Consider the following 20,176-nt stretch of genomic DNA (forward strand, 5'->3'; position numbering starts at 1 on the left):
TTTTTCGTCTTGTCAGTGAAAAAAGTACTGAGAGCAGGAATATGATAGGAGAAGCAGAAGATAATAGAGTAGTTAGCTTTTTTTTGCTTTCTATGGAAAAGCAGCTCTAAGGTAGCTTAGTTGTTTAGCTATAGAACTGGATTGGGGAGACAAAACGATGTCTTGGAATTTAAAAGAAAAATTATATCAACGCTATCATGAGGAGGAGCAGCCGAAACTTTCTAAAGCGGGCTGCCGTTTGGAAGTTGCTCTGGCCTTTCCCAATACATATCATGTAGCTATGTCAAATCTGGGTTTTCAGATTATGTATCGTGAAATAAATAGCCGCAAGGAAGTTCGGTGTGATCGGTTTTTTTGGCCTGATCGGCAAGATTTGGCGGAATATGAACGAACCAATACGCCGCTGCTCAGTCTGGAGCGGCAGCTTGTTTTATCGCATTATCAGTTGGTAGGCTTTGCTGTTTCTTTTGAGATGGATTACTTGCAGCTATTAGGCATGCTAACGATGGGAAGAGTGCCGCTATGGTCGAAAGATCGGAGTGAACAAGATCCGATTGTCGTGGTAGGCGGGCCTTGTGCTACCTTTAACCCGGAACCTTTGGCAGAGTTTGTCGATGTGTTTGTCATCGGGGAAGGCGAAGAAGTGATTCACGAGCTGTTAGATGCTTATGAATCTGGCCGGGATCGCGGCATCGATCGAGCTACGCTGCTTTTTGAATTAGCACAGATTTCTGGCTTGTATGTACCGAGATTTTACGAACCGACTTATAAGGAAAGCGGCGAGCTGCAAGGGTATGAAGTGAAAGCTCAGGTGCCGTCGGTGATCACTAGAAGATGGGTAAAACAGCTTGGCAGCCGCTTGGCCGAAACAGAGCTTGTGACGAAAGATACGGAATTTAAAGATATGTATCTAGTGGAAGTTGCGCGAGGTTGCGGTCGTCACTGTCGCTTTTGTATGGCTGGCTATTGTTTTCGTCGGCCGCGGGTACAGGCCTTGCCCCAGCTTAAAGAGGCTGTGGACAGGGCAGCTGTGTATCGCCAAAAGGTGGGGCTTGTCGGTGCTGCGATTTCCGATTATCCCGAAATTGATGAACTTTGTGAGTATATTTTAAGTAAGGGCATGACCTTATCAGTTGCTTCCTTGCGGGCTGATACAATAACGCCTACGCTAGCGGCGGCGCTAGCGAAAAGCGGTCAAAGAACGATTACTTTGGCGCCGGAAGCTGGTAGTGAACGGCTGCGGCGAGTGATTAATAAAGGAATTAGCAATGAGCATTTGCAACGAGCCATTGATTTAGCGGCGGATGTTAAGATTCCTCACGTCCGGTTTTATATTATGATCGGGCTTCCCTTTGAAACGGAAGAAGATATTGATGCGATTATTACTTTAGCAAAAAATACGATGCAAGACCTGATTTTAGGCGGTGGTCGCCGCAAGCTGACGCTAAGTATTAATCCTTTTGTGCCGAAACCGTTCACGCCCTTTCAGTGGCTGCCTATGGCACCAATGAAAGTAGTAGAAAATCGGCTGAAACGGATTCAAAAAGAGCTAAAGTCGGATAAAAATATTGAAGTACTGATTGAATCGCCGAAGGAAGCCTATGTACAAGGCATTTTGGCTAGAGGCGATAGAAGGTTGGCGCCGCTCTTAGCAGAGTGTGCTGCCGCCAAAAGTTTTAAAGCATTTCGCAAGCAACTTTCTTGTTACGGTCTTTCTGAAGAATTTTATTTATACCGCCAGCGGCAGTGGGAAGAAGTTCTTCCTTGGGACTTTCTTGATATGGGCCTTCGCCCCGAATATCTTAGGGAAGAGTTTGAGAAAGCGTGCCGAGAAGAAAGTACGGCTCCCTGCCGGGAGAATTGTCTTCGCTGCGGTGTTTGTAGGGAGGGTTAGGTTATGGAACAGTTTCAACTACGGCAAGTACAGGGTCTTAAGATAGGAACTTTTTCTCATTTTGAAAAGTACAGTATTCGTCACGGCTTTTCTACGCGCCTTGGCGGTACGAGCGATAAGCCTTACCGGGCTTTGAATTTAGGACTTCATACAGGCGATCAAAAGCAGTCGGTTGTTGCCAATCGGCGGCGATTTTTTCAAGCGATCGGGTTACCGATGAAACGAGCCGTTACAGCTCAGCAGGTTCATGGGGCGCAAATTGCTATCGTTACGGACCAAGAGGCCGGTATGGGCATGGAAGTGTATGATGAGGCCTTGGCAAAAACGGATGCCTTGGTTACCAATGTTTCAAATCTGCCATTGTTCTTATGCTATGCTGACTGTGTGCCTGTCTTAATTGCCGATCCGAAAGAAAAGGTAGTAGCGGTCGTGCATGCCGGTTGGAAAGGCACAGTTGCGAAAATTGCCCAAAAGACTGTTGAAACTATGAGTGAGTCCTTTGGGTCTAAGCCGGAGAATTGTCTCGTAGGCATTGCTCCCTCGATTGGGTCTTGTTGCTATGAAGTAGATGATACAGTTTTTTTTGAATTGCAACGGGCTTTTTCCTGGTGGGGCAGGGTGATTCAACCCCATGGGAAAAAGTGGTTTCTTGATTTATGGCAAGCCAATGTGCAGCAACTCGTTGATGCCGGTGTTCCCAAAGAACAAATCGTCGTAAGCGGTCAATGTACTTCTTGTCATCAAGATCTTTTTTATTCTCATCGAGCGGAACACGGCCAAACGGGACGCATGGGCGCAGTAATTGCTTTACCATAAAGACATGGTGCAAAAGTCCCGTTGCTAGAATATACAGCTATGCGTATAATTATGTTAAGCTAGTAAAATTAGTAAATCAGTAAATTTTTATAAAAGTTTTATAATTTTCAAACAGGAAAAATTTGATTACCAGCGAATAAAACCTACAAGGACGGAGGGGTTGTTTTGTCAATCGCTGAAAACTATGCCGTTGTTGTGCAAAACATCCAGTCGGCTCGGGAAAAAAGGGCAGCGCAAACAGGCATGGATCAGCCTGTTCAGTTGATTGCCGTAACGAAAAATCATACGATTGCAGAAATGGAAGAAGCCTATGAACTAGGCATGAAAGTGGTCGGCGAGAATCGCGTGCAGGAAGCTCTGGCAAAATTTGATCATTTTCAAGATCGTTTAGAGTATCATCTGCTAGGACATTTGCAAACCAATAAAGTGAAACAAGCTGTATCGTTTTTTCACTTAATTCATTCGGTTGATAGTCTACGACTCTTACAGCAGATTGATCGTCATGCTGCCGCTGTCGGCAAAGTACAAGCCGTATTATTAGAGGTAAATGTGGGAGAAGAAGCAACAAAATTTGGCTTAGGCTTTGACGAGGTAATTCCGTTTCTGGCAGAAGCAGGTCAGTTTTCTCATGTGTCGATTGAAGGCTTGATGACAGTAGCGCCGCATTTTGACGATCCTGAAGCAACAAGACCGATCTTTCGTAAACTATATCAACTATTTACTGCAATAAAAGATAAATCTTATGAAAACTGTAATATGAAGTGGCTGTCAATGGGGATGACGAATGATTATCCGATTGCTATTGAAGAAGGCGCCAATATGGTTCGTGTAGGTACGGCGATTTTTGGCGAACGCAATTATGCTGTTGAGTTAACAAGGAGGTAAAAGGAATGAAAATTATGGAAAAGGTCTGGGGCGGCCTTGGATTATTTGAACAAGAGGAAGAAGAAGATCGCGTAAAGGTGGAAGAAATCGAACCGAGAAGCAAGAAAAATTCTGCTGCAGCGAATAATCTCGTCAATTTGCCAACGGCGCAAAAGCAAATGAAAGTGATGGTCATCGAGCCTGTTTCTTTCGATGATGCGCAACAAGTTGCCGATTATCTGAAGGCTCGTAAGCCTGTTGTTGTGAATTTTGAGCATTGCGATGGCGATTTATCAAAACGAATGATTGACTTTGTCAGCGGAACGACCTATGCTTTAAGTGGCAGTATTCAAAAAGTGGGCAATCATATTTTCTTATGTGCACCGAATAATGTGGATGTGTCCTTTGCTTCGCGTGATGAAGGTGAAAAAGGAATCTTGCCCTGGTTGAAATAATTTTACCTGCTAGTATGTTACCTGGTTTTAGGAGGATATCATGTTAACTCAGACAAAATTCGGCTTCTTCGGCGGCGGTGCCATGGCAGAAGCTTTGATTACTGGGATTATTAAGAATGGTCTTGTACCTAGCGAACAAGTTTGTGTATCGGATATTAATGAGCAGCGACTTCATGATCTGGAAAAACGCTTTCAAGTGTTGACTACAACTGACAGTAAGAAACTTGTGGCTGAAGCAGATATGCTTTTTTTAACGGTAAAACCACAAGTGATTGAATCGGTTTTTCCAGTCATTAAAGCAATGGTTCGTCCTAAGACGGTCATTGTTTCCATTGTAGCAGGTCTGACGCTTAGCCGGATTGAAACGGTTTTACCGGAAAATCCGGTTATTCGTGTTATGCCCAATACGCCGATGGCTGTGGGCGAAGGCATGGCGGCTGTTGCGGCAGGCAAGAAAGCAACAGCGGAACAAATGGAAGCCGTGTTAGCTATTTTCCGTTCGGCTGGTAAGGCTATTGAAATTGAAGAAAAATTGCTTGATGCTGTGACCGGCTTATCAGGTAGCGGACCGGCTTATGGTTTTGTTATGATTGATGCTTTAGCCGATGCGGGTGTGAAAGTAGGGTTGCCAAGAGCTATGGCGATTACTTTGGCTGCACAGACTTTGCTTGGCGCTGCAAAAATGGTACTTGATACGGGACTTCATCCAGCGCAACTTCGAGATATGGTTACATCTCCTGGCGGTACGGCCATTACGGGCGTACAAACCTTGGAGCGCTATAGCATTCGTGCTGCTTTAATTGATGCTGTAGTTGCGGCAACAAAACAGTCCAAAGATTTGGGGAAAAAGCATGAGTGATCGGGAAAAACTATTGCGCTATTACCGTGCTGACGGTGATGGTGATATAGCGGCTAAGCTGATTGATTTGGCGGAAGCGGTGGCAAAGAATGGCAAGGTCAAGGTGTCGGACTTTCTTGACCCTCATGCAATGATGATTGCCGAGACGGTATCGGCCCACTATCCGGCTGTACGGCTGGAATGTTTTGGCGGCTATGATGGTGCGGAACGCGTAAAAGCTGCTTTCATTCAAACTGATTTTCGCGGCAAACCTGTTTACCAAATTGCTGCACTTAAGGTAAAATGGGATAAACGCTTTGACAGATTGACGCATCGCGATGTACTAGGCGCTGTTCTGGGCTGTGGGATTGAGCGAGAAATGACTGGCGATATTGTGCTGATGAACGAAGGAGCCTTTGTCCTTGTTCACCAGTCTTTAGTGCCTTTTTTACTTTCCAATCTTACTTCCGTTGGACCAGTCACAGTAGAAATCGAAGAGGCTGATTTAGCTCTAATTCCACCAAAAGAAGAGAAGATTAAAGAGATTCGCACAACTGCCGCATCGCTTCGTCTTGATGTGATTGCAGCAGCTGGTTTTGGGACAAGCCGCACGAAAATGTCTGATGATATTGCGGCTGATAAAATTAAACTCAATTGGCAGCCTGTACGAAAATCGGATCAGGCTGTAAAAGCAGGCGATGTGATTTCCATGCGTGGTCGTGGTCGACTCGAAGTGGCCGAAGTATTAGGTACAACCAAAAAAGGACGGCTCAGTATTTTGTTGCGCCGTTATTTATAAGCTTGTTGTAAAAGACGGGGGAATGGCGATGTTAACACCGTTAGATATTCAAAACAAAGAATTTAAACGTAGTTTTCGCGGCTATAATGAAGATGAAATTGACGGATTTCTTGATCTTGTCATCAAAGATTATGAACATTTATACCGGGAAAATGTAGAACTGAAAGATACGATTGAACGCCTGAATGGCAAATTGGAAAATTATCAGCAAATGGAAAATACCCTTCATAATACCCTGGTTATTGCACAAGAAACCGCCGAAGAAGTCAAGCTGAATGCGAAGAAGCAATCAGAACTTTTAATGCGGGAAGCGGAAATTAAGGGTCAGCAGCTTGTGGATGAAGCTACGGCAAAAGTACGTCGTTTGTCTGGCGAATATGAAGAAATACATAAACAAATGCAAATTTATCGTTCGCGCATGAAAACGATGTTGCAGGCGCAGCTTGATATGATTATCCAGGAAGAAGCAGAAGAAGAAGCTTGATTTGACGGTTGACCGCAAATTGAGTATAATTTAGCTATATTCGTAGATAAAGCGATGAACGGGACAGTATTCTGTTATGATTCTGACAGCGAGCCAGGAATAGTGAAAGCCTAGCAGAGTTCGTACAGTAAGAAGATCACCCGGAAGCTGTAAGGCTGAATCACAAGTAAGTCTTACCGTATGACGAGCGTTATTTCGTTTTTTAAAGTGACGTAACTGTCATTAGGGTGGTACCACGGGAAAAGCTCTCGTCCCTTAGGGATGAAGGCTTTTTTTATTTTCCGGTATTCCCTAGAAACGGTGTTAATTTTTTGGAGGTGTCGGTATGTCAGAAGTTGATTACAGTAAAACTTTGAATTTGCCGGAAACAGAGTTTCCAATGCGAGGTAATTTACCGCAACGTGAACCAGAGATGCTGGCTTGGTGGACGGAAAAAAATATTTATGCAGAAAAACAAAAACGGTCCAAAGGACGTAAAAAGTTTGTTCTCCACGACGGTCCGCCTTATGCCAATGGCAATATTCATCTTGGTACATCCTTAAATAAAATTTTAAAAGACATTATTATTAAGTATAAAAGCCATTGCGGTTTTGATGCACCCTATGTTCCTGGCTGGGATACTCATGGCCTGCCGATTGAACATGCTGCCATTAAGATCTTAGGTTTAAACCGCCATGAACTAGATCCTTTGGCTCTTAGAAAAGAATGTAAAAACTATGCCTTAAAATGTCTCGACATGCAGCGCGAAGATTTTAAACGTCTTGGCGTTATGGGCGACTGGGAAAATCCTTATGTGACGCTTAGACCTTACTTTGAAGCCAAACAGATTCAGGTTTTTGGCGAAATGGCTAAGAAAGGCTATATTTATAAAGGCCTGAAGTCAGTATATTGGTGCACATCTTGCGAAACGGCTTTGGCTGAGGCGGAAATCGAATATGCCGAAAAGAAATCCCATTCGATTTTTGTAAAATTCCCGCTTGTTGATGACAAAAATACATTGCCTGCAGGCGTTGATCCGAAGCAAGCATTTGCTGTGATCTGGACGACAACTCCTTGGACCATGCCGGCCAATGTGGCCATTTCGGTGAATCCGGAATTTGAATATTCTTGGGTTAAATTTGATCAGGAAGTCTATTTGTTAGCAACCGAATTGATCGAATCTGTTGTAACAGCGAATCATTTAGGGGAATATACGATTCTTGGATCGTTAAAAGGTTCTGAACTGGAAGGCGCTCTATTCCATCATCCCTTCATGGATCGTCAATCACCAATCCTGCTTGGCGAACATGTTACGCTGGAAGCGGGTACTGGCTGCGTTCATACGGCTCCCGGTCATGGCCAGGAGGACTTTGAAATTGGCATGAAGTATAAATTGCCGATTATTTGCCCCGTAGATCATCAAGGCAAGATGACGGCTGAAGCTGGCAAATTTGCTGGCCTTCATGTCGATGATGCCAATGTACCTGTGATCAAGGAACTGGCTGCTACAGGAATGCTGCTTGGTAAGAGTTCCCTCCGCCACCAGTATGCCCATTGCTGGCGTTGCAAGAGTCCTGTTATTTTTCGGGCTACAGAACAGTGGTTTGCTTCGGTTGATGGTTTCAGAAAGGAAGCGCTGCAAGCCATCGAAGATGTTCAGTGGATTCCTGCTTGGGGCGAAGACCGGATTCACAATATGGTTGTGGATCGTCATGATTGGTGCATTTCTCGTCAGAGAGTTTGGGGCGTGCCAATTCCGATTTTCTATTGCAACGATTGCGGCGAGCATATTATTAATGATGAAACAATTCAAGCGGTATCTGATTTGTTTGGTCGGGAAGGTTCTGACGCTTGGTGGGCAAAAACCGCTGAAGAAATTCTGCCAGAAGGTTTCTCCTGCCCGCATTGTGGTAAAAAAGGTTTCCGGAAGGAAACAGACATTATGGACGTTTGGTTTGACAGCGGCTCCAGCCATGCTGCAGTCCTAACGCAGCGTGAAGAACTAAAATGGCCTGCTGATCTTTATTTAGAAGGCAGTGACCAGCATCGCGGCTGGTTCCAGTCCTCACTATTGACTTCGGTAGCGACTAAGGGCAGAGCTCCTTATGATGCTGTTTTGACACATGGCTTTGTTGTTGACGGCGAAGGCCGTAAAATGTCCAAATCCATTGGGAATGTTATTTTCCCGCCGGAAGTCATTAAAAAATATGGCGCCGATATTTTACGGTTGTGGGTAGCCTCAGCCGATTACAAAGCGGATATTCGTATTTCCAATGATATTTTAAAGCAAATGTCTGAAGTATATCGTAAAATTCGCAATACTTTCCGCTATATTTTAGGAAACTTAGCAGATTTCGATCCGGCTCAGCATAAAGTAGAGTATAAAGATCTTTTGGAAATCGATCGTTGGGCCTTGCTGCGCTTAGAACAAGTACGCTCTAAAGTAACTGAGGCCTATGAAGAATATGAGTTCCATACTTTATATCATACGGTTCATAATTTCTGCACCGTTGATTTAAGTTCTATTTATCTTGATATTTTGAAAGACCGCCTCTATGCGGAAGGGAAAACTTCCGTACAACGTCGGGCAGCTCAGACGGCTATGTATGAAATTATGGTCAGCCTGTTAACGATGCTGGCGCCTGTTCTTAGCTTTACGGCCGAAGAAGTATGGCGTTATGTACCGAAAACAGGAGATATGCCAGAAAGTATTCAAATGACTACCTGGCCTACAGCAAAACCTGAGTATATTGATAATGCCTTGGCTGAAAAGTGGGATGCGATCTTAGCATTGCGCAGTGAAATCACGAAAGGCCTAGAAGCAGCCCGTCGTGCCAAAACGATTGGCCATTCTCTCGATGCAGCTATTACGATTTATGCAAAAGGGGATGCCTATAAAGTATTGGAAAGCTGTGGCGCTGATTTAGCGGGAATTTTAATTGTATCTAAAGTTTCCGTAGAAGAAGGCGATACAACCGATGAAGCAGCTTTTGTATCAGCAGAAGCAGATTTGAAAATGGTCGTAGCGGCAGCAACTGGTGAAAAATGCGAACGCTGCTGGATCTACAGTGATTCCGTTGGAGAAAGCGCGGATCATCCTACGCTTTGCAGTCGTTGCGCTTCTGTTGTAAAGTAATTGCAAAAATCTTACCTGTTCTTTAAGACGGAAAAACCGGAAACTTCTTTCCGGTTTTTTTCTTTCCGAAAGGTTATACTATTCTGGGAGGAAAGTCGATGAAAGACTCGGGTGAACAATTTAATCCGCTGAGCCCTGAAGCAAGAAGTCGTTTGCTTGAGGCGCAACTAGAGCGACTTCTAAGGCATTTGGAAAGTATGCGCGTCGCTCAGTATATGGAAATGCTGGAAAAGCCATCAAAGTTGATTTTAACGAATTTTATTGCTGGTATTGCCCGTGGCTTAGGGATCGCTTTAGGCGCTACCTTGGTATTTGCGCTTATGCTTGATTTATTACGGCGGCTTATTTTATTAAATATTCCCGGCATTGGTACCTTTATTGCCGAGATTATCCGGATTGTTGAAGCCCACAGCAGCAAGTTTTAATCCGATTATTGTTAGCAGGGAGTGAATGGGATGAGTCGGCCAGTTTGGACTGGATATGGCGTAAAAGCGGGACTGCTCATCTGCTGCGTTTGTATCTATTTTTTTATTCCTGCCGTAAATGAGTTTGTGCATAATAGCTTTGCCGTTATGAAAGAACACAACTTAGAAGCGTTGCGTCACTTTATTCTTAGCTATGGGATTTGGGCGCCCCTTACAGCGGTCACTGTTGTGATATTACAATCACTCGTGCCCTTTATGCCTGGGATGATTCTTACGATTGCCAATGCCTGGCTTTTTGGCTGGTTTATGGGTGCCTGCTATTCTTGGATTGGCGCTTTTTTGGGCGCTGCTCTTGATTTCTTTCTGGCTCGTTGGTATGGACGCCCCTTTGTCGAGAGCTTTGTGGCTGCTTCGCAGTTGGAATTACTCAATCGGTTTTGCCGTCGCTATGGTCTAGGTGCGATTTTTTTTGCGCGGATGATGCCGTTGGTTCCCTATAAAGTAGTTAGTTACGGCGCTGGCGTCACGCAGCTTACCGCAAGAGAATATCTGTGGGCAACGGCGCTGGGGCAAACACCGCCGTTATTGCTCTACTCTTACTTAGGCCAGAATATTACGCGTAGCTTTCGCTTGACGCTGTTGATCACATCGTTCTTTGTCGTTCTGCTGGCAGTCTTATATTATTACCGCAAAGAAATTGAGCGATATTTCTTTCAGAAATATGACTAAATATACAGATTTGATAGAATCGTGGAACTTTTTTAGAATCCGTGAAAAAGATGGGGAAATTGTAATTTTTATCACATGCATAGACAAACTATATGATATAATGAATGTAGTTATGTTAGGGAGGTGAATCGTATGTATGTAATTAACAGCGATTGTATCAAATGCGGCGCTTGTGCATCTGTTTGCCCAGTAGGCGCTATTACGGAAGGCGACACGCAATATGTAATTGGCAGTGACTGTGTAGACTGTGGTACTTGTGCAGCTACCTGCCCGGTGGGAGCTATCAGCGCCGGCGAATAATCCAGTTTGTTGGACTGGCTTATAAGTACGGAACCTAAAGAAGCATGGCGAAAGCTGTGCTTCTTTCCGTTAGATCGCCCAATTTTTCAAGAAAGAACAGGAGAATCCATGTGAATGCTTGGTGTATTGTTGCAACGGTCATTATATTAGATCAGTTGTCAAAATATTATATCAGTCATACGTTTCAGCCTGATATGTCGATTCCCATTATCCGTAACGTCTTTCATTTAACCTATGTTCTCAATCCCGGCGCCGCCTTTGGGATTCTTGTGAATCAGCAGTGGCTATTTATTACGATTGCGCTGATTATTTTTGGCGCCATTTTGTATTTTTATCGCAAAATTCCGTCGACATACCGTCTGTTTCGCTTCGGAATCAGCTTAATGGCAGGCGGCGCTTGTGGTAATGTGATTGATCGCATCTATTTTGGCTATGTCATTGATTTTTTTGACTTTCGCATTTGGCCGGTATTTAATGTGGCCGATATTGCCATTGTCTGCGGCGTAGGTTTTATGATTTATACAATTTTATTTACTGAAAAAAAGGATGAAATGCTATGAATCTCGAACATGAAAAGCAGTACGACGAATGTGCAGCAGCTGATAGTTTACATTTTGCGGCAGAGGATCAGGGAAAACGAATTGATATGGTTTTAACGGAACAGTATCCTGAACTGACACGTACTTATATTCAGAAATTAATCGGCTGTGGTAATCTTATGATTAATGGGAAAGTCACAAAAGCCAATTATAAACTACGTGAAGGAGATCAAGGTACGTTTTTGATTCCGCCGCCGGAAGAACTCAATGTAGTTGCTGAGAATCTACCGCTTCATATTCTTTATGAAGATGAGTCAATGATCGTAATTAATAAGGCACGCGGTATGGTTGTGCATCCGGCCCCAGGAAATTACAACGGTACGCTTGTCAATGCGCTGCTATATCATTGCGATAGTCTTTCTGGCATTAACGGGGTCATTCGTCCTGGCATCGTCCATCGCCTTGACAAAGATACGTCAGGCGTAATGGTCGTAGCTAAAACTGATCAAGCTCATTTATCGCTGTCACAGCAAATTCAGGAGAAAAGCGCGACGCGAGAATATCGTGCTTTAGTCCATGGGATTATTGGGGAAGAGCAAGGAAGAATTGAAGCGCCAATTGGTCGTCATCCGATTGACCGAAAAAAGATGGCCGTAACGCCGCAAAATTCGAAAGCAGCTACGACACTGTTTACTGTTACGGAGCGTTTTAAGGAACATTCTTTCGTGCTTTGTAAGCTCCTTACAGGGCGAACGCATCAAATTCGCGTCCATATGGCGTATATTGGTCACCCCTTAGTAGCTGATCCTCTCTATGGACCAACAGGTAAAAAAAATTATGATCGCCTGATTTCCGGCCAAGCCCTTCACTCCGAACGGCTCAGTCTGAAACACCCTGTTACGGGGGAACTTATGGAGTTTATAGCGCCTATGCCAGACGACATGGAGCAGCTACTAGACTATTTTCGTTGTAGAATGATTCGATAAAGAAAGAGGTGGCTTTCTTGGACTTACTAGAAAAAACAGTATTAATGGATGGCGAGGCTATTGGTCGAGCAATTCGCCGCATTGCTCATGAGATCATTGAGAAGAATAAAGGTGTGCAGGACGTAGTGCTTGCTGGAATTCGGACGCGCGGCGTACCTTTGGCGGAACGCTTAGCAGCGGAAATTGAAAAAATTGAAAAAGTGAAAGTGCCTGTAGGATTGCTTGATATCACCTTATATCGTGATGATTTGTCTACGTTAGCCTATCAGCCGATTGTTCATGGTACAGAGTTTCCTGTTGATATTCATGGAAAGAGATTGATTTTAGTAGATGATGTACTCTTTACGGGCCGTACTGCCAGAGCAGCGCTTGATGCAGTCATTGATTTTGGCAGACCCAAAGTGATTCAGCTTGCCGTACTGGTGGATCGTGGTCATCGGGAGTTGCCAATTCGCGCTGATTTTGTTGGTAAGAATGTGCCTACGTCGAGCCGTGAAGTGGTCAATGTTCAGCTCAGTCAGACTGACGGCAATGATCAAGTTGTGATTAAAGAGATTGTTGACGAAGAGAAAGAATAAAACAATAAAACAATAAAACAATAGCAAGTAAAAAAAGGCTGCGTGCCAACAGTTGTTCAAATTTTTGAACAGGATTGGCAGCAGCCTTTTATTTTTGTTTTAATAGCTCTGTCGCAACTTCGCGGGCAGGAGTTACATAAACAGTCGTTTGCTTTTCATAAATGACGAAACCTGGCTTGGCGCCAGATGGTTTTTTTACGTAGCGCCGTTTGGTATAGTCGACAGGAACTTTGTCAGATTCTTTTCCTTTACTGAAGTAAGCAGCGAGGGAGGCAGCCAGTTCAATCGTCTTTGGCGCTGGTGCTGCCGCTTGCAAAATTACATGAGATCCCGGCATATCTTTGGCATGGAACCAAAGGTCTTCATTTTTGGCTGTTTTAAAAGTAACAATATCATTTTGCTTATTGTTTTTGCCGATGAGAATGTGATCCCCTGATGGTGTGATATAAAGGAGTGGTTTCGTTGGCGGCAGGGCTTGACGTCGCCCACTTGCTTTTACATAACCGGCGGCAACCAGTTCTTGGCGAATTTCTTCAATGTCATTGTTGCGATGCACTTGCTGCAGGGCAACATGAATCGTTTCCAAATAGGCTGCTTCAGCTTGGCAGTTTTCTAATTGTTCTACAAGGAGTATCTGAGCGCGCTTTTGTTTATGATAAGCCGTGTAGTAGGCCTGTGCGTTATCAATAGGACTACGGTCAGGCGCTAGGGGGATTGTAAGGGAAGATTGGTTTTCATCGTAGAAATTTGGTAGCGTCACTTCGTGGCTGTGCGGCGGAATTTCTGTTAGAAAGGCCATTAAAATGTCGCCTTTTTGTTTTAGTAAGTCGGCTTGCTGGGAAGTGGCAATTTCTTCAGCTAGTTTCTCTTTTTTACGCTGGCTTTTTTGGAGTTCCGAAGTGACTTGTTTGAAGAGAAGATCTCGTTCTGGTATTAAGCGAACTGGCTTTACTTTCGAAAGATAGCGCAGCGCTTCACTGAAACTAGAGAAGGTAAATCTCTGTTCGTTTGGAGTCTGTTTAGCTGGCGGCAAGGCTGTAATTGTTAAAAGACGATTGTTTTCATCGAGACACAAGGTTGGCGCGAACTGACCTTGACGAAACAGCTCCAGATGTTCGCCGACGATGTCTTGTAAAGTGCGCAAATCTTTTTCATCTAGCTCGTTTACGAGAATTTTTGGCGGTAGGCCTGTTTGCCACAACCACTCTTTTGCTGTTTGCGGTCCAACGCCTAAAGCGAGCTGAATCAAAGCTTTTTCGGCGCTTATCTCGCCAAGATTGCGATAGCTTTGCCAAAAGTTTTCCCAAGAATCCGTATAAAGATTAAACTTATTTTGACCTGGCGGTGCCAGATAGGCTTGTCCCGGCAGGATTTGACGGACTCTGCTTAGGGCTGGACCAATTCGTTTTAAAGCGTCAACAATGACGCCGTCTTGGACGAATATGATATTACTATGTTTGCCCATCATTTCAAAAATAAGTTGCTTCGTTATGATCCGGCCCTGCGCCCCGATGGTGTCAACATCCATGATAATAATTCGATCAAGCTCCTGTTGGCGGACAAGGCCAATTCGACCATCTTCAAAATGCTTGCGCAGCAACATGCAAAAACTGGGCGGTTGCAGCGGACTTTCTTGATTTTCATCGGTTAAATAGGCGCCGATTTGCTCAGGATTCGCTGAAAGAACTAACTTATTCGTTTTCGTATGACTGCGTAAGGTAAAAACAAGCGTATATTTATCATATTGGACGATTTTATCGATACGGCTGCCCGTAATATTTTGACTCAGTTCGGCTGCTAGAGCCGCTAAATTCCATCCATCTAAACTCACTGTGTTGCCTCCTTTTGGTTCTATCATAGTATAGCATTAAGGTTTTCCAGCGGTCAAACAACGCGCCTGTTCTATTTACTTCATACTTTGAATAGCATGGTAAAAAAGGCCGTGGGGTGAAACTGGTGTGAATAGAGATTGGCATTTATATCAAGCAGATGAAGTGATTGCTCACTGGCGAAGCGATCCCAGTGAGGGACTTGATTCCAAAGAAGTCGCTAGAAGACAAGAAGAATATGGTCTGAATGAGATGCGGCCGCGTCGGCGTAAATCGCGTAAACAGATCTTTTTCGGGCAGTTTCAGGATTTTATGGTGCTTATTTTATTGGGCGCCGCATTACTTTCGTCTTTTCTCGGCGAATATATTGATGCAGGGACCATCATGCTGATCGTTTTACTCAATGCGGTGCTTGGTTTTGTGCAAGAGTATCGAGCAGAAGCATCGCTGGAAGCATTGCGTAAGCTAGCTGTGCCGCAAGCAACGGTTTTGCGAAATGGCATGGTGCAGCAAGTTCCGGCACGCTTTCTTGTCCCTGGTGATATTCTAGTGCTCGAAACAGGTCAGCGAGTTGCAGCTGACGCCAGGCTCATCAAATCCCACTTTCTCGAGGTGGAAGAAGCCGCTTTGACTGGGGAATCTCTGCCAACAAGAAAAAATGCCACCTTTTTAACTCCTTCTAACAGTGCTCTAGGAGATCGCTCTAATATGATTTTTAGCGGAACGACTGTTCGAAGGGGCCGCGGCAAAGCCATTGTTTGCGCCACAGGCATGAGAACAGAAGTTGGACAAATTGCCGATCTGTTAAATGAAATTGAACCGGAAAAAACACCCTTGGCCAAGCGGTTGGAGCATTTGGGAAGACGACTTGTCTGGGCTTGTCTCGGGATTTGTTTTGTCGTAGTGGTGACAGGCGTTTGGCGAGGCGAGCCATTATTACTTATGTGCTTAGCGGGAATTAGTCTGGCTGTCGCGGCTATACCGGAAGGCCTGCCAGCAATTGTGACAGTTGCACTGGCTCTAGGGGTACAACGAATGATTCGCCGCAATGCGATTGTGCGCAAATTAGCGGCGGTAGAGACGTTAGGCTGCGTTACCGTCATTTGTTCCGATAAGACAGGCACTTTAACGCAAAATGTGATGACAGTGCAAAAAATTTTTACGGAAGAAGGGCAAATCTCGGTTACGGGACAAGGCTATGATATACGCGGCGAATTTCAGACTGGCGGTGAGAATATAGCGCCGCAGAAAAATGCGGGGCTGCGGCTCTGTCTAGAAATTGGCGTTTTGTGTAATAATAGTGAAGTTGTACATCATAAAGTAACAATTCACGGTTTATGGCGCAAAGAACCGAAAGATTTTCAGGTGGAAGGCGATCCAACGGAGGGCGCTCTTGTTGCGGTTGGCGCGAAAGCAGGAATTTGGCGTAGTGACTTAGAAAAAAAAGCAGAACGAGTTAGTGAAATTCCTTTTGAACCGCAGCGGCGGCGTATGTCGGTGCTATATAGACATACCGGAAAAAAAGAGCAGTTTCTTTATGTTAAGGGGGCGCCTGATACGGTTATCCCCTTATGTGACCGCTTTTATCAGAATGGGCGCGAATGCCTGCTTACACCGGCAGAGAGATCCCGCATTGAGGCGCAATATGAAGCCATGACGAATCAGGCGCTTCGCGTGCTAGCTTTAGCGTATCGATTGGTTTCGGCTGATGTATGCGCCGAAAACGTCGATGAAGCCTTGGAACAAGAGCTTGTTTTTGTTGGGCTTGTTGGTATGATCGATCCACCGCGCCAATCCGTAAAGGAGTCACTAAACTTATGTCAGCAGGCGGGAATCCGCACTGTTATGATTACGGGAGATCACCCCAATACGGCTGTAGCGATTGCTCGGGAGCTCGCTTTGTTGAAAAAAGACCATGGTACGGTTATTACTGGTACGGAGCTAGATCGACTCAGCGACAAGGAATTGGCGCATCGCGTCAATGATGTGGTCGTTTTCGCCCGTGTTTCGCCAGGACATAAGCTGCGAATTGTGCGGGCTTTAAAATCGCGGGGGCACATTGTAGCCATGACTGGCGATGGAGTAAATGATGCGCCAGCCATTAAAGAAGCTGATATTGGCATTTCTATGGGGATCTCAGGCAGCGATGTGGCGAAAGAAGCAGCAGCTATGATTTTAACGGATGATCACTTTTCGACGATCGTAGCCGCTGTGGCCGAGGGAAGGGGTATTTATGATAATATCCGCAAGTTTATCCGTTATTTACTTGCCTGTAACACTGGAGAAGTATTGACTATGTTTCTTGCCGCTTGCCTAGCTTTACCGCTACCGCTTCTGCCTGTACAGATTCTATGGGTCAATTTGGTCACTGACGGTCTGCCTGCGTTAGCTCTTGGTGTCGATAGGAAAGATCCGGCCATTATGCTAAGGCCGCCGCGATTTCCGCGAGAAAGCTTGTTTTCTCGTGGCTTAAGCCGTAAAATTATAGCAAGAGGTTTGCAAATTGGCTGTAGTACCATTGCCGTTTTCTTTTTCACCTATACAGTGCAGAACGACTTGGCTTTAGCTAGAACGATGGCGCTTACTACACTGGTATTTTGCCAGTTGTTTCATGTATTTGACTGCAGATCTGAGTTTTTTAGCATTTTGGACATCGGATTTTTTAGCAATTGGCAACTGCTGTTGGCTGTGACTGGATCGGTTTCGATGCATCTTGCAGTTCTCTATCTTCCTGTTTTAAGCAGTTTGTTTTCGCTGGTGCCGCTTCACTTAGGCGATTGGGCTGTGATTTTATGCTTATCGGGATGGACGCTCTTTGTGAGCCTGATTAGACGGCTGTGGCGACCGAAAAGAGCCATTCCTTCAGCGGCGCAACGAGTCTGATAGAATTGATTTTGGCTATATTGCAGCAATTAAGGAGGTTTTTTCATGAATTTTACAAAAGTACACGGTCAGGGAAATGATTTTGTAATTATTGACGGAACAAAAGAAGCTGTTACAGACTATTCGCAAGCAGCAATTGAAATTTGCGATCGCCACTATGGGATTGGCGCTGATGGGTTTGTTATTATTTTGCCATCAGAAACCGAAGATTTTCGCATGCGAATTTTTAACTCTGATGGCAGCGAAGCGGAAATGTGCGGCAATGTGACGCGTTGTGTTGCCCGTTATGTCTATGAATATGGTTTCACAACGAAAACGAAAATTACGTTGGAAACCTTAGCTGGCGTGATTCGTCCCGAACTGATTATGAAAGATGGCAAGATTGAGACGGTTTGTGTCGATATGGGTGAACCCCGTCTGTTAAGAAAAGAAATTCCTATGACCGGCGATGGCGATAGTCAAGCTGTAAATATAGCAATTGTCGCTGATGGAAAAGAGTATTTGGCAACATGCGTGTCTATGGGAAATCCTCATTGTGTAATTTTTGTTGACGATATGGCTACCGTTGATTTGACTAAAGTCGGACCAGTCATCGAAACGCATCCTTATTTTCCCCGCAAGACCAATGTAGAATTTGTTGAAGTTCTAGGTCCCAAGGAAATGCGTATGCGTGTTTGGGAAAGAGGCGCTGGCATTACGCTCGCCTGTGGCACGGGAACAAGCGCTACTTTAGTTGCAGCTGTTTTGACCGGAAGGACGCAGCGAGAAGCTCTTGTTCATTTAGACGGCGGTGACTTAACGGTGGAATGGCGCGCCGATAACCATATTTATATGTCTGGTCCGGCTGTTGAGGTTTACTCTGGTGTGTATCATCGAAAAGTATAAAAGAAGTTTCATTTATGAAATAATATGAAAAAAGAGGGAAAAGTCAGAGAAATGGTGTAATAGAATAAGTAAAGTCTGTGTGTGGGAGAGTGAACCTATGAACAAGTATGCGAAAGCACTCGGTGCTCTATTAGGTTTGATTTTCTGGTGCTCGAATGTCTTTGCGGCCGCCTCTGCTAATGATAGCGGCGCAGCACAGACTTATGCTATTAAGGGCGTCCATTTAAGTGATGATGATTTCATGGCGCCTTGGCGCTCTTATGAAGAAAAGACGCAAAAACTAAACGACAGCGTGGATCAGGCTTATTGCTATACGCCCTTTCTCGTAGTAGCAATTGATGCTAGAAATAAACTGGCTGATCATTTGCCTGTCTATGTGCCAGAGGGAGAAAAGCTTTGGCAAGACTATGCCGGGTTTTTAACCTTTGCTGTTCAGTTGTACCAAACCGATTCGACCTTACCACAAGGCGTTGCTGTGTGGCTGGAACAAGATCAGAAGATTTTTTCTCCTGTTCAGTCCAATTTGCCCAGTGAGCTTAAAGTGGTTGCGCCAAGTTCTGCTCCCGTAGCAGGAGCGCCGAAACCGCGCCAGCTTTATTTGTTTGCAGCTTACTACTATTTCCCTGATGAAGGGATTTCTCATGATCGCCCTGTAATTTTATGCGTGGCGAATAAAGAGAAGAAATACCGTTTTTTCTTTGATATGAAAAAAATTCGTTAGAGAAAGAGAGGGGGAGATTTCCCCCTTTTTTCTTAGAAAAAAGGAAATCCACGAAAAAGCTCGAAATAGATTGATAATCAAAGCATGAATTCGTTTTTTTTGCTTACAATACTCCATGGTAAGGGATGGTGCAGATTAGTGCTTAAAAGTATGACAGGGTTTGGTCGGGGCGAATTTCTAGATGAAAGCCACCGACTTAGTATAGAAATTAAAGCAGTGAATCATCGATATAATGAAATTGTAGTTCGCATGCCGAAAAATTTAGCTTCACTGGAAGATAAGATACGCCGCAAGATTGCCGCAAGCCTTGCCAGAGGTCGGATTGACGTTTTTATTACAGTAGAAGAATATGGCGAAGCAAAGCGCAGTGTAAGGGTTGACAAAGAGCTGGCAATCGCTTACCATAAGGCGATAAGCGATTTGGCGACACTACTTAATATGACAGCAAGTGAATCAGTCAGTCAAATTTCCCGCTATCCTGACGTGCTGAAGGTAGAAGAAGTACGTGAGGATGTTTCTGTGCTTTGGCCCAAAATTGCCGCTGCCGCTGATTCGGCCATTCAGAATCTTATGAGTATGCGGATTGCTGAAGGCGATAATATTGAGGCTGATTTTATCAGACGGATTGCCGACATGAAGGAAATTTTGGCGAAGATTGAAGTGCGGGCGCCGCAGGTTGTCAGTGATTATCGGCAAAAAATTTCGGAACGGATGAATGAGTTTTTACAGCCTGTGGCGGTGCAAATTGATGAAGGTCGGTTGTTGCAAGAAGTTGCTTTATTTGCTGACCGTATTTCAATCACCGAGGAAATTGTCCGTTTAAAAAGTCATTTTGATCAGTTTATGACCATTTTAAATAGTGGCGAGGCTGTAGGTCGAAAGCTTGATTTTTTAGTGCAGGAATTTAATCGCGAAACGAATACGATTGCTTCTAAAGCCAATGATTATCAGATTGCTACACTCGTTGTGGAAATGAAAAGTGAGATTGAGAAGATCAGAGAGCAAATCCAAAACATAGAGTAGTAATATAAATGGT

The 20,176-nt window shown here is 44.4% G+C and carries 19 protein-coding genes and 1 other annotated feature; of the genes, 18 read left to right on the forward strand and 1 reads right to left on the reverse strand.

Annotated elements, in window-relative coordinates; genetic code table 11:
- Positions 1–157 precede the first annotated feature (157 nt).
- From AC0NJP_RS02560 to pyrR, 14 genes are all read left to right on the forward strand, one after another.
- Positions 158–1,894: a TIGR03960 family B12-binding radical SAM protein gene (locus tag AC0NJP_RS02560; RefSeq protein ID WP_474698664.1), complete on the forward strand. Its 1,737-nt coding sequence runs from the start codon at positions 158–160 to the stop codon at positions 1,892–1,894.
- Between the two features lie 3 nt (positions 1,895–1,897).
- Positions 1,898–2,710, forward strand: coding sequence for a peptidoglycan editing factor PgeF (gene pgeF, locus AC0NJP_RS02565; RefSeq protein WP_474698665.1), 813 nt, complete (start codon positions 1,898–1,900; stop codon positions 2,708–2,710).
- 165 nt (positions 2,711–2,875) lie between these two features.
- On the forward strand, positions 2,876–3,595 hold the full coding sequence (locus AC0NJP_RS02570) for a YggS family pyridoxal phosphate-dependent enzyme (RefSeq protein ID WP_474038451.1): 720 nt from the start codon (positions 2,876–2,878) through the stop codon (positions 3,593–3,595).
- Between the two features lie 5 nt (positions 3,596–3,600).
- On the forward strand, positions 3,601–4,029 hold the full coding sequence (locus AC0NJP_RS02575; protein WP_474038452.1) for a cell division protein SepF: 429 nt from the start codon (positions 3,601–3,603) through the stop codon (positions 4,027–4,029).
- 40 nt (positions 4,030–4,069) lie between these two features.
- Positions 4,070–4,888 (forward strand): pyrroline-5-carboxylate reductase, encoded by an 819-nt coding sequence (proC, locus tag AC0NJP_RS02580; protein WP_474038453.1) that lies wholly within the window; start codon positions 4,070–4,072, stop codon positions 4,886–4,888.
- Positions 4,881–5,666, forward strand: coding sequence for a YlmH family RNA-binding protein (locus tag AC0NJP_RS02585; RefSeq protein WP_474038454.1), 786 nt, complete (start codon positions 4,881–4,883; stop codon positions 5,664–5,666). The genes proC and AC0NJP_RS02585 overlap by 8 nt, the downstream gene beginning before the upstream one ends.
- Before the next feature lie 28 nt (positions 5,667–5,694).
- A complete protein-coding gene (locus AC0NJP_RS02590) occupies positions 5,695–6,150 on the forward strand; it encodes a DivIVA domain-containing protein (RefSeq protein ID WP_474038455.1) in 456 nt (151 codons plus the stop codon).
- Positions 6,151–6,195: 45 nt separating this feature from the next.
- Positions 6,196–6,409: a binding site (T-box leader), on the forward strand.
- Positions 6,410–6,475: 66 nt separating this feature from the next.
- Positions 6,476–9,265: an isoleucine--tRNA ligase gene (ileS, locus tag AC0NJP_RS02595; protein WP_474698666.1), complete on the forward strand. Its 2,790-nt coding sequence runs from the start codon at positions 6,476–6,478 to the stop codon at positions 9,263–9,265.
- Positions 9,266–9,363: 98 nt separating this feature from the next.
- Entirely contained in the window at positions 9,364–9,690 is a 327-nt protein-coding gene (locus AC0NJP_RS02600) for a DUF5665 domain-containing protein (protein WP_474698667.1), read from the forward strand.
- A gap of 30 nt (positions 9,691–9,720) precedes the next feature.
- The gene (locus AC0NJP_RS02605) at positions 9,721–10,419 is read left to right on the forward strand and encodes a TVP38/TMEM64 family protein (RefSeq protein ID WP_474698668.1); all 699 of its coding nucleotides are present in this window, start codon (positions 9,721–9,723) and stop codon (positions 10,417–10,419) included.
- A 132-nt stretch (positions 10,420–10,551) separates the two neighbouring features.
- On the forward strand, positions 10,552–10,719 hold the full coding sequence (locus AC0NJP_RS02610) for a DUF362 domain-containing protein (protein ID WP_474038459.1): 168 nt from the start codon (positions 10,552–10,554) through the stop codon (positions 10,717–10,719).
- Positions 10,720–10,829: 110 nt separating this feature from the next.
- On the forward strand, positions 10,830–11,279 hold the full coding sequence (lspA, locus tag AC0NJP_RS02615; RefSeq protein ID WP_474698669.1) for a signal peptidase II: 450 nt from the start codon (positions 10,830–10,832) through the stop codon (positions 11,277–11,279).
- Positions 11,276–12,244 carry an RluA family pseudouridine synthase gene (locus AC0NJP_RS02620; protein ID WP_474698670.1) on the forward strand — a complete coding sequence of 323 codons (969 nt, stop codon included), beginning with the start codon at positions 11,276–11,278 and terminating at the stop codon, positions 12,242–12,244. Before lspA ends, AC0NJP_RS02620 begins: the two co-directional genes overlap by 4 nt.
- Before the next feature lie 17 nt (positions 12,245–12,261).
- Positions 12,262–12,822: a bifunctional pyr operon transcriptional regulator/uracil phosphoribosyltransferase PyrR gene (gene pyrR / locus AC0NJP_RS02625; protein ID WP_474038462.1), complete on the forward strand. Its 561-nt coding sequence runs from the start codon at positions 12,262–12,264 to the stop codon at positions 12,820–12,822.
- An 88-nt stretch (positions 12,823–12,910) separates the two neighbouring features.
- Here pyrR and AC0NJP_RS02630 read toward each other — a convergent pair whose 3' ends face one another.
- Positions 12,911–14,653 carry an Rqc2 family fibronectin-binding protein gene (locus tag AC0NJP_RS02630; RefSeq protein ID WP_474698671.1) on the reverse strand — a complete coding sequence of 581 codons (1,743 nt, stop codon included), beginning with the start codon at positions 14,651–14,653 and terminating at the stop codon, positions 12,911–12,913.
- Positions 14,654–14,780: 127 nt separating this feature from the next.
- On the opposite strand from AC0NJP_RS02630, the gene AC0NJP_RS02635 reads away from it, so the two are divergent.
- From AC0NJP_RS02635 to AC0NJP_RS02650, 4 genes are all read left to right on the forward strand, one after another.
- Complete coding sequence (locus tag AC0NJP_RS02635; protein ID WP_474698672.1) at positions 14,781–17,534, forward strand: cation-translocating P-type ATPase; 2,754 nt, start codon at positions 14,781–14,783, stop codon at positions 17,532–17,534.
- A 45-nt stretch (positions 17,535–17,579) separates the two neighbouring features.
- Entirely contained in the window at positions 17,580–18,419 is an 840-nt protein-coding gene (dapF, locus tag AC0NJP_RS02640; protein WP_474698673.1) for a diaminopimelate epimerase, read from the forward strand.
- Positions 18,420–18,516: 97 nt separating this feature from the next.
- A complete protein-coding gene (locus AC0NJP_RS02645) occupies positions 18,517–19,140 on the forward strand; it encodes a hypothetical protein (protein WP_474038466.1) in 624 nt (207 codons plus the stop codon).
- A 138-nt stretch (positions 19,141–19,278) separates the two neighbouring features.
- Positions 19,279–20,163, forward strand: a complete 885-nt coding sequence (locus AC0NJP_RS02650) for a YicC/YloC family endoribonuclease (RefSeq protein WP_474698674.1) — start codon at positions 19,279–19,281, stop codon at positions 20,161–20,163.
- Positions 20,164–20,176: the final 13 nt, after the last annotated feature.

The sequence above is a fragment of the Pelorhabdus sp. sgz311002 genome, from assembly GCF_056134285.1.

Excerpts from the sequence above, each read along its gene's own strand:
- AC0NJP_RS02645 (WP_474038466.1), top strand. The coding sequence starts at position 18,517 with ATGAACAAGTATGCGAAAGCACTCGGTGCTCTATTAGGTTTGATTTTC.
- AC0NJP_RS02575 (WP_474038452.1), top strand. The coding sequence starts at position 3,601 with ATGAAAATTATGGAAAAGGTCTGGGGCGGCCTTGGATTATTTGAACAA.
- proC (WP_474038453.1), top strand. The coding sequence starts at position 4,070 with ATGTTAACTCAGACAAAATTCGGCTTCTTCGGCGGCGGTGCCATGGCA.
- ileS (WP_474698666.1), top strand. The coding sequence starts at position 6,476 with ATGTCAGAAGTTGATTACAGTAAAACTTTGAATTTGCCGGAAACAGAG.
- AC0NJP_RS02620 (WP_474698670.1), top strand. The coding sequence starts at position 11,276 with ATGAATCTCGAACATGAAAAGCAGTACGACGAATGTGCAGCAGCTGAT.
- AC0NJP_RS02560 (WP_474698664.1), top strand. The coding sequence starts at position 158 with ATGTCTTGGAATTTAAAAGAAAAATTATATCAACGCTATCATGAGGAG.
- AC0NJP_RS02605 (WP_474698668.1), top strand. The coding sequence starts at position 9,721 with ATGAGTCGGCCAGTTTGGACTGGATATGGCGTAAAAGCGGGACTGCTC.
- AC0NJP_RS02590 (WP_474038455.1), top strand. The coding sequence starts at position 5,695 with ATGTTAACACCGTTAGATATTCAAAACAAAGAATTTAAACGTAGTTTT.
- dapF (WP_474698673.1), top strand. The coding sequence starts at position 17,580 with ATGAATTTTACAAAAGTACACGGTCAGGGAAATGATTTTGTAATTATT.
- AC0NJP_RS02610 (WP_474038459.1), top strand. The coding sequence starts at position 10,552 with ATGTATGTAATTAACAGCGATTGTATCAAATGCGGCGCTTGTGCATCT.
- AC0NJP_RS02600 (WP_474698667.1), top strand. The coding sequence starts at position 9,364 with ATGAAAGACTCGGGTGAACAATTTAATCCGCTGAGCCCTGAAGCAAGA.
- AC0NJP_RS02585 (WP_474038454.1), top strand. The coding sequence starts at position 4,881 with ATGAGTGATCGGGAAAAACTATTGCGCTATTACCGTGCTGACGGTGAT.
- pgeF (WP_474698665.1), top strand. The coding sequence starts at position 1,898 with ATGGAACAGTTTCAACTACGGCAAGTACAGGGTCTTAAGATAGGAACT.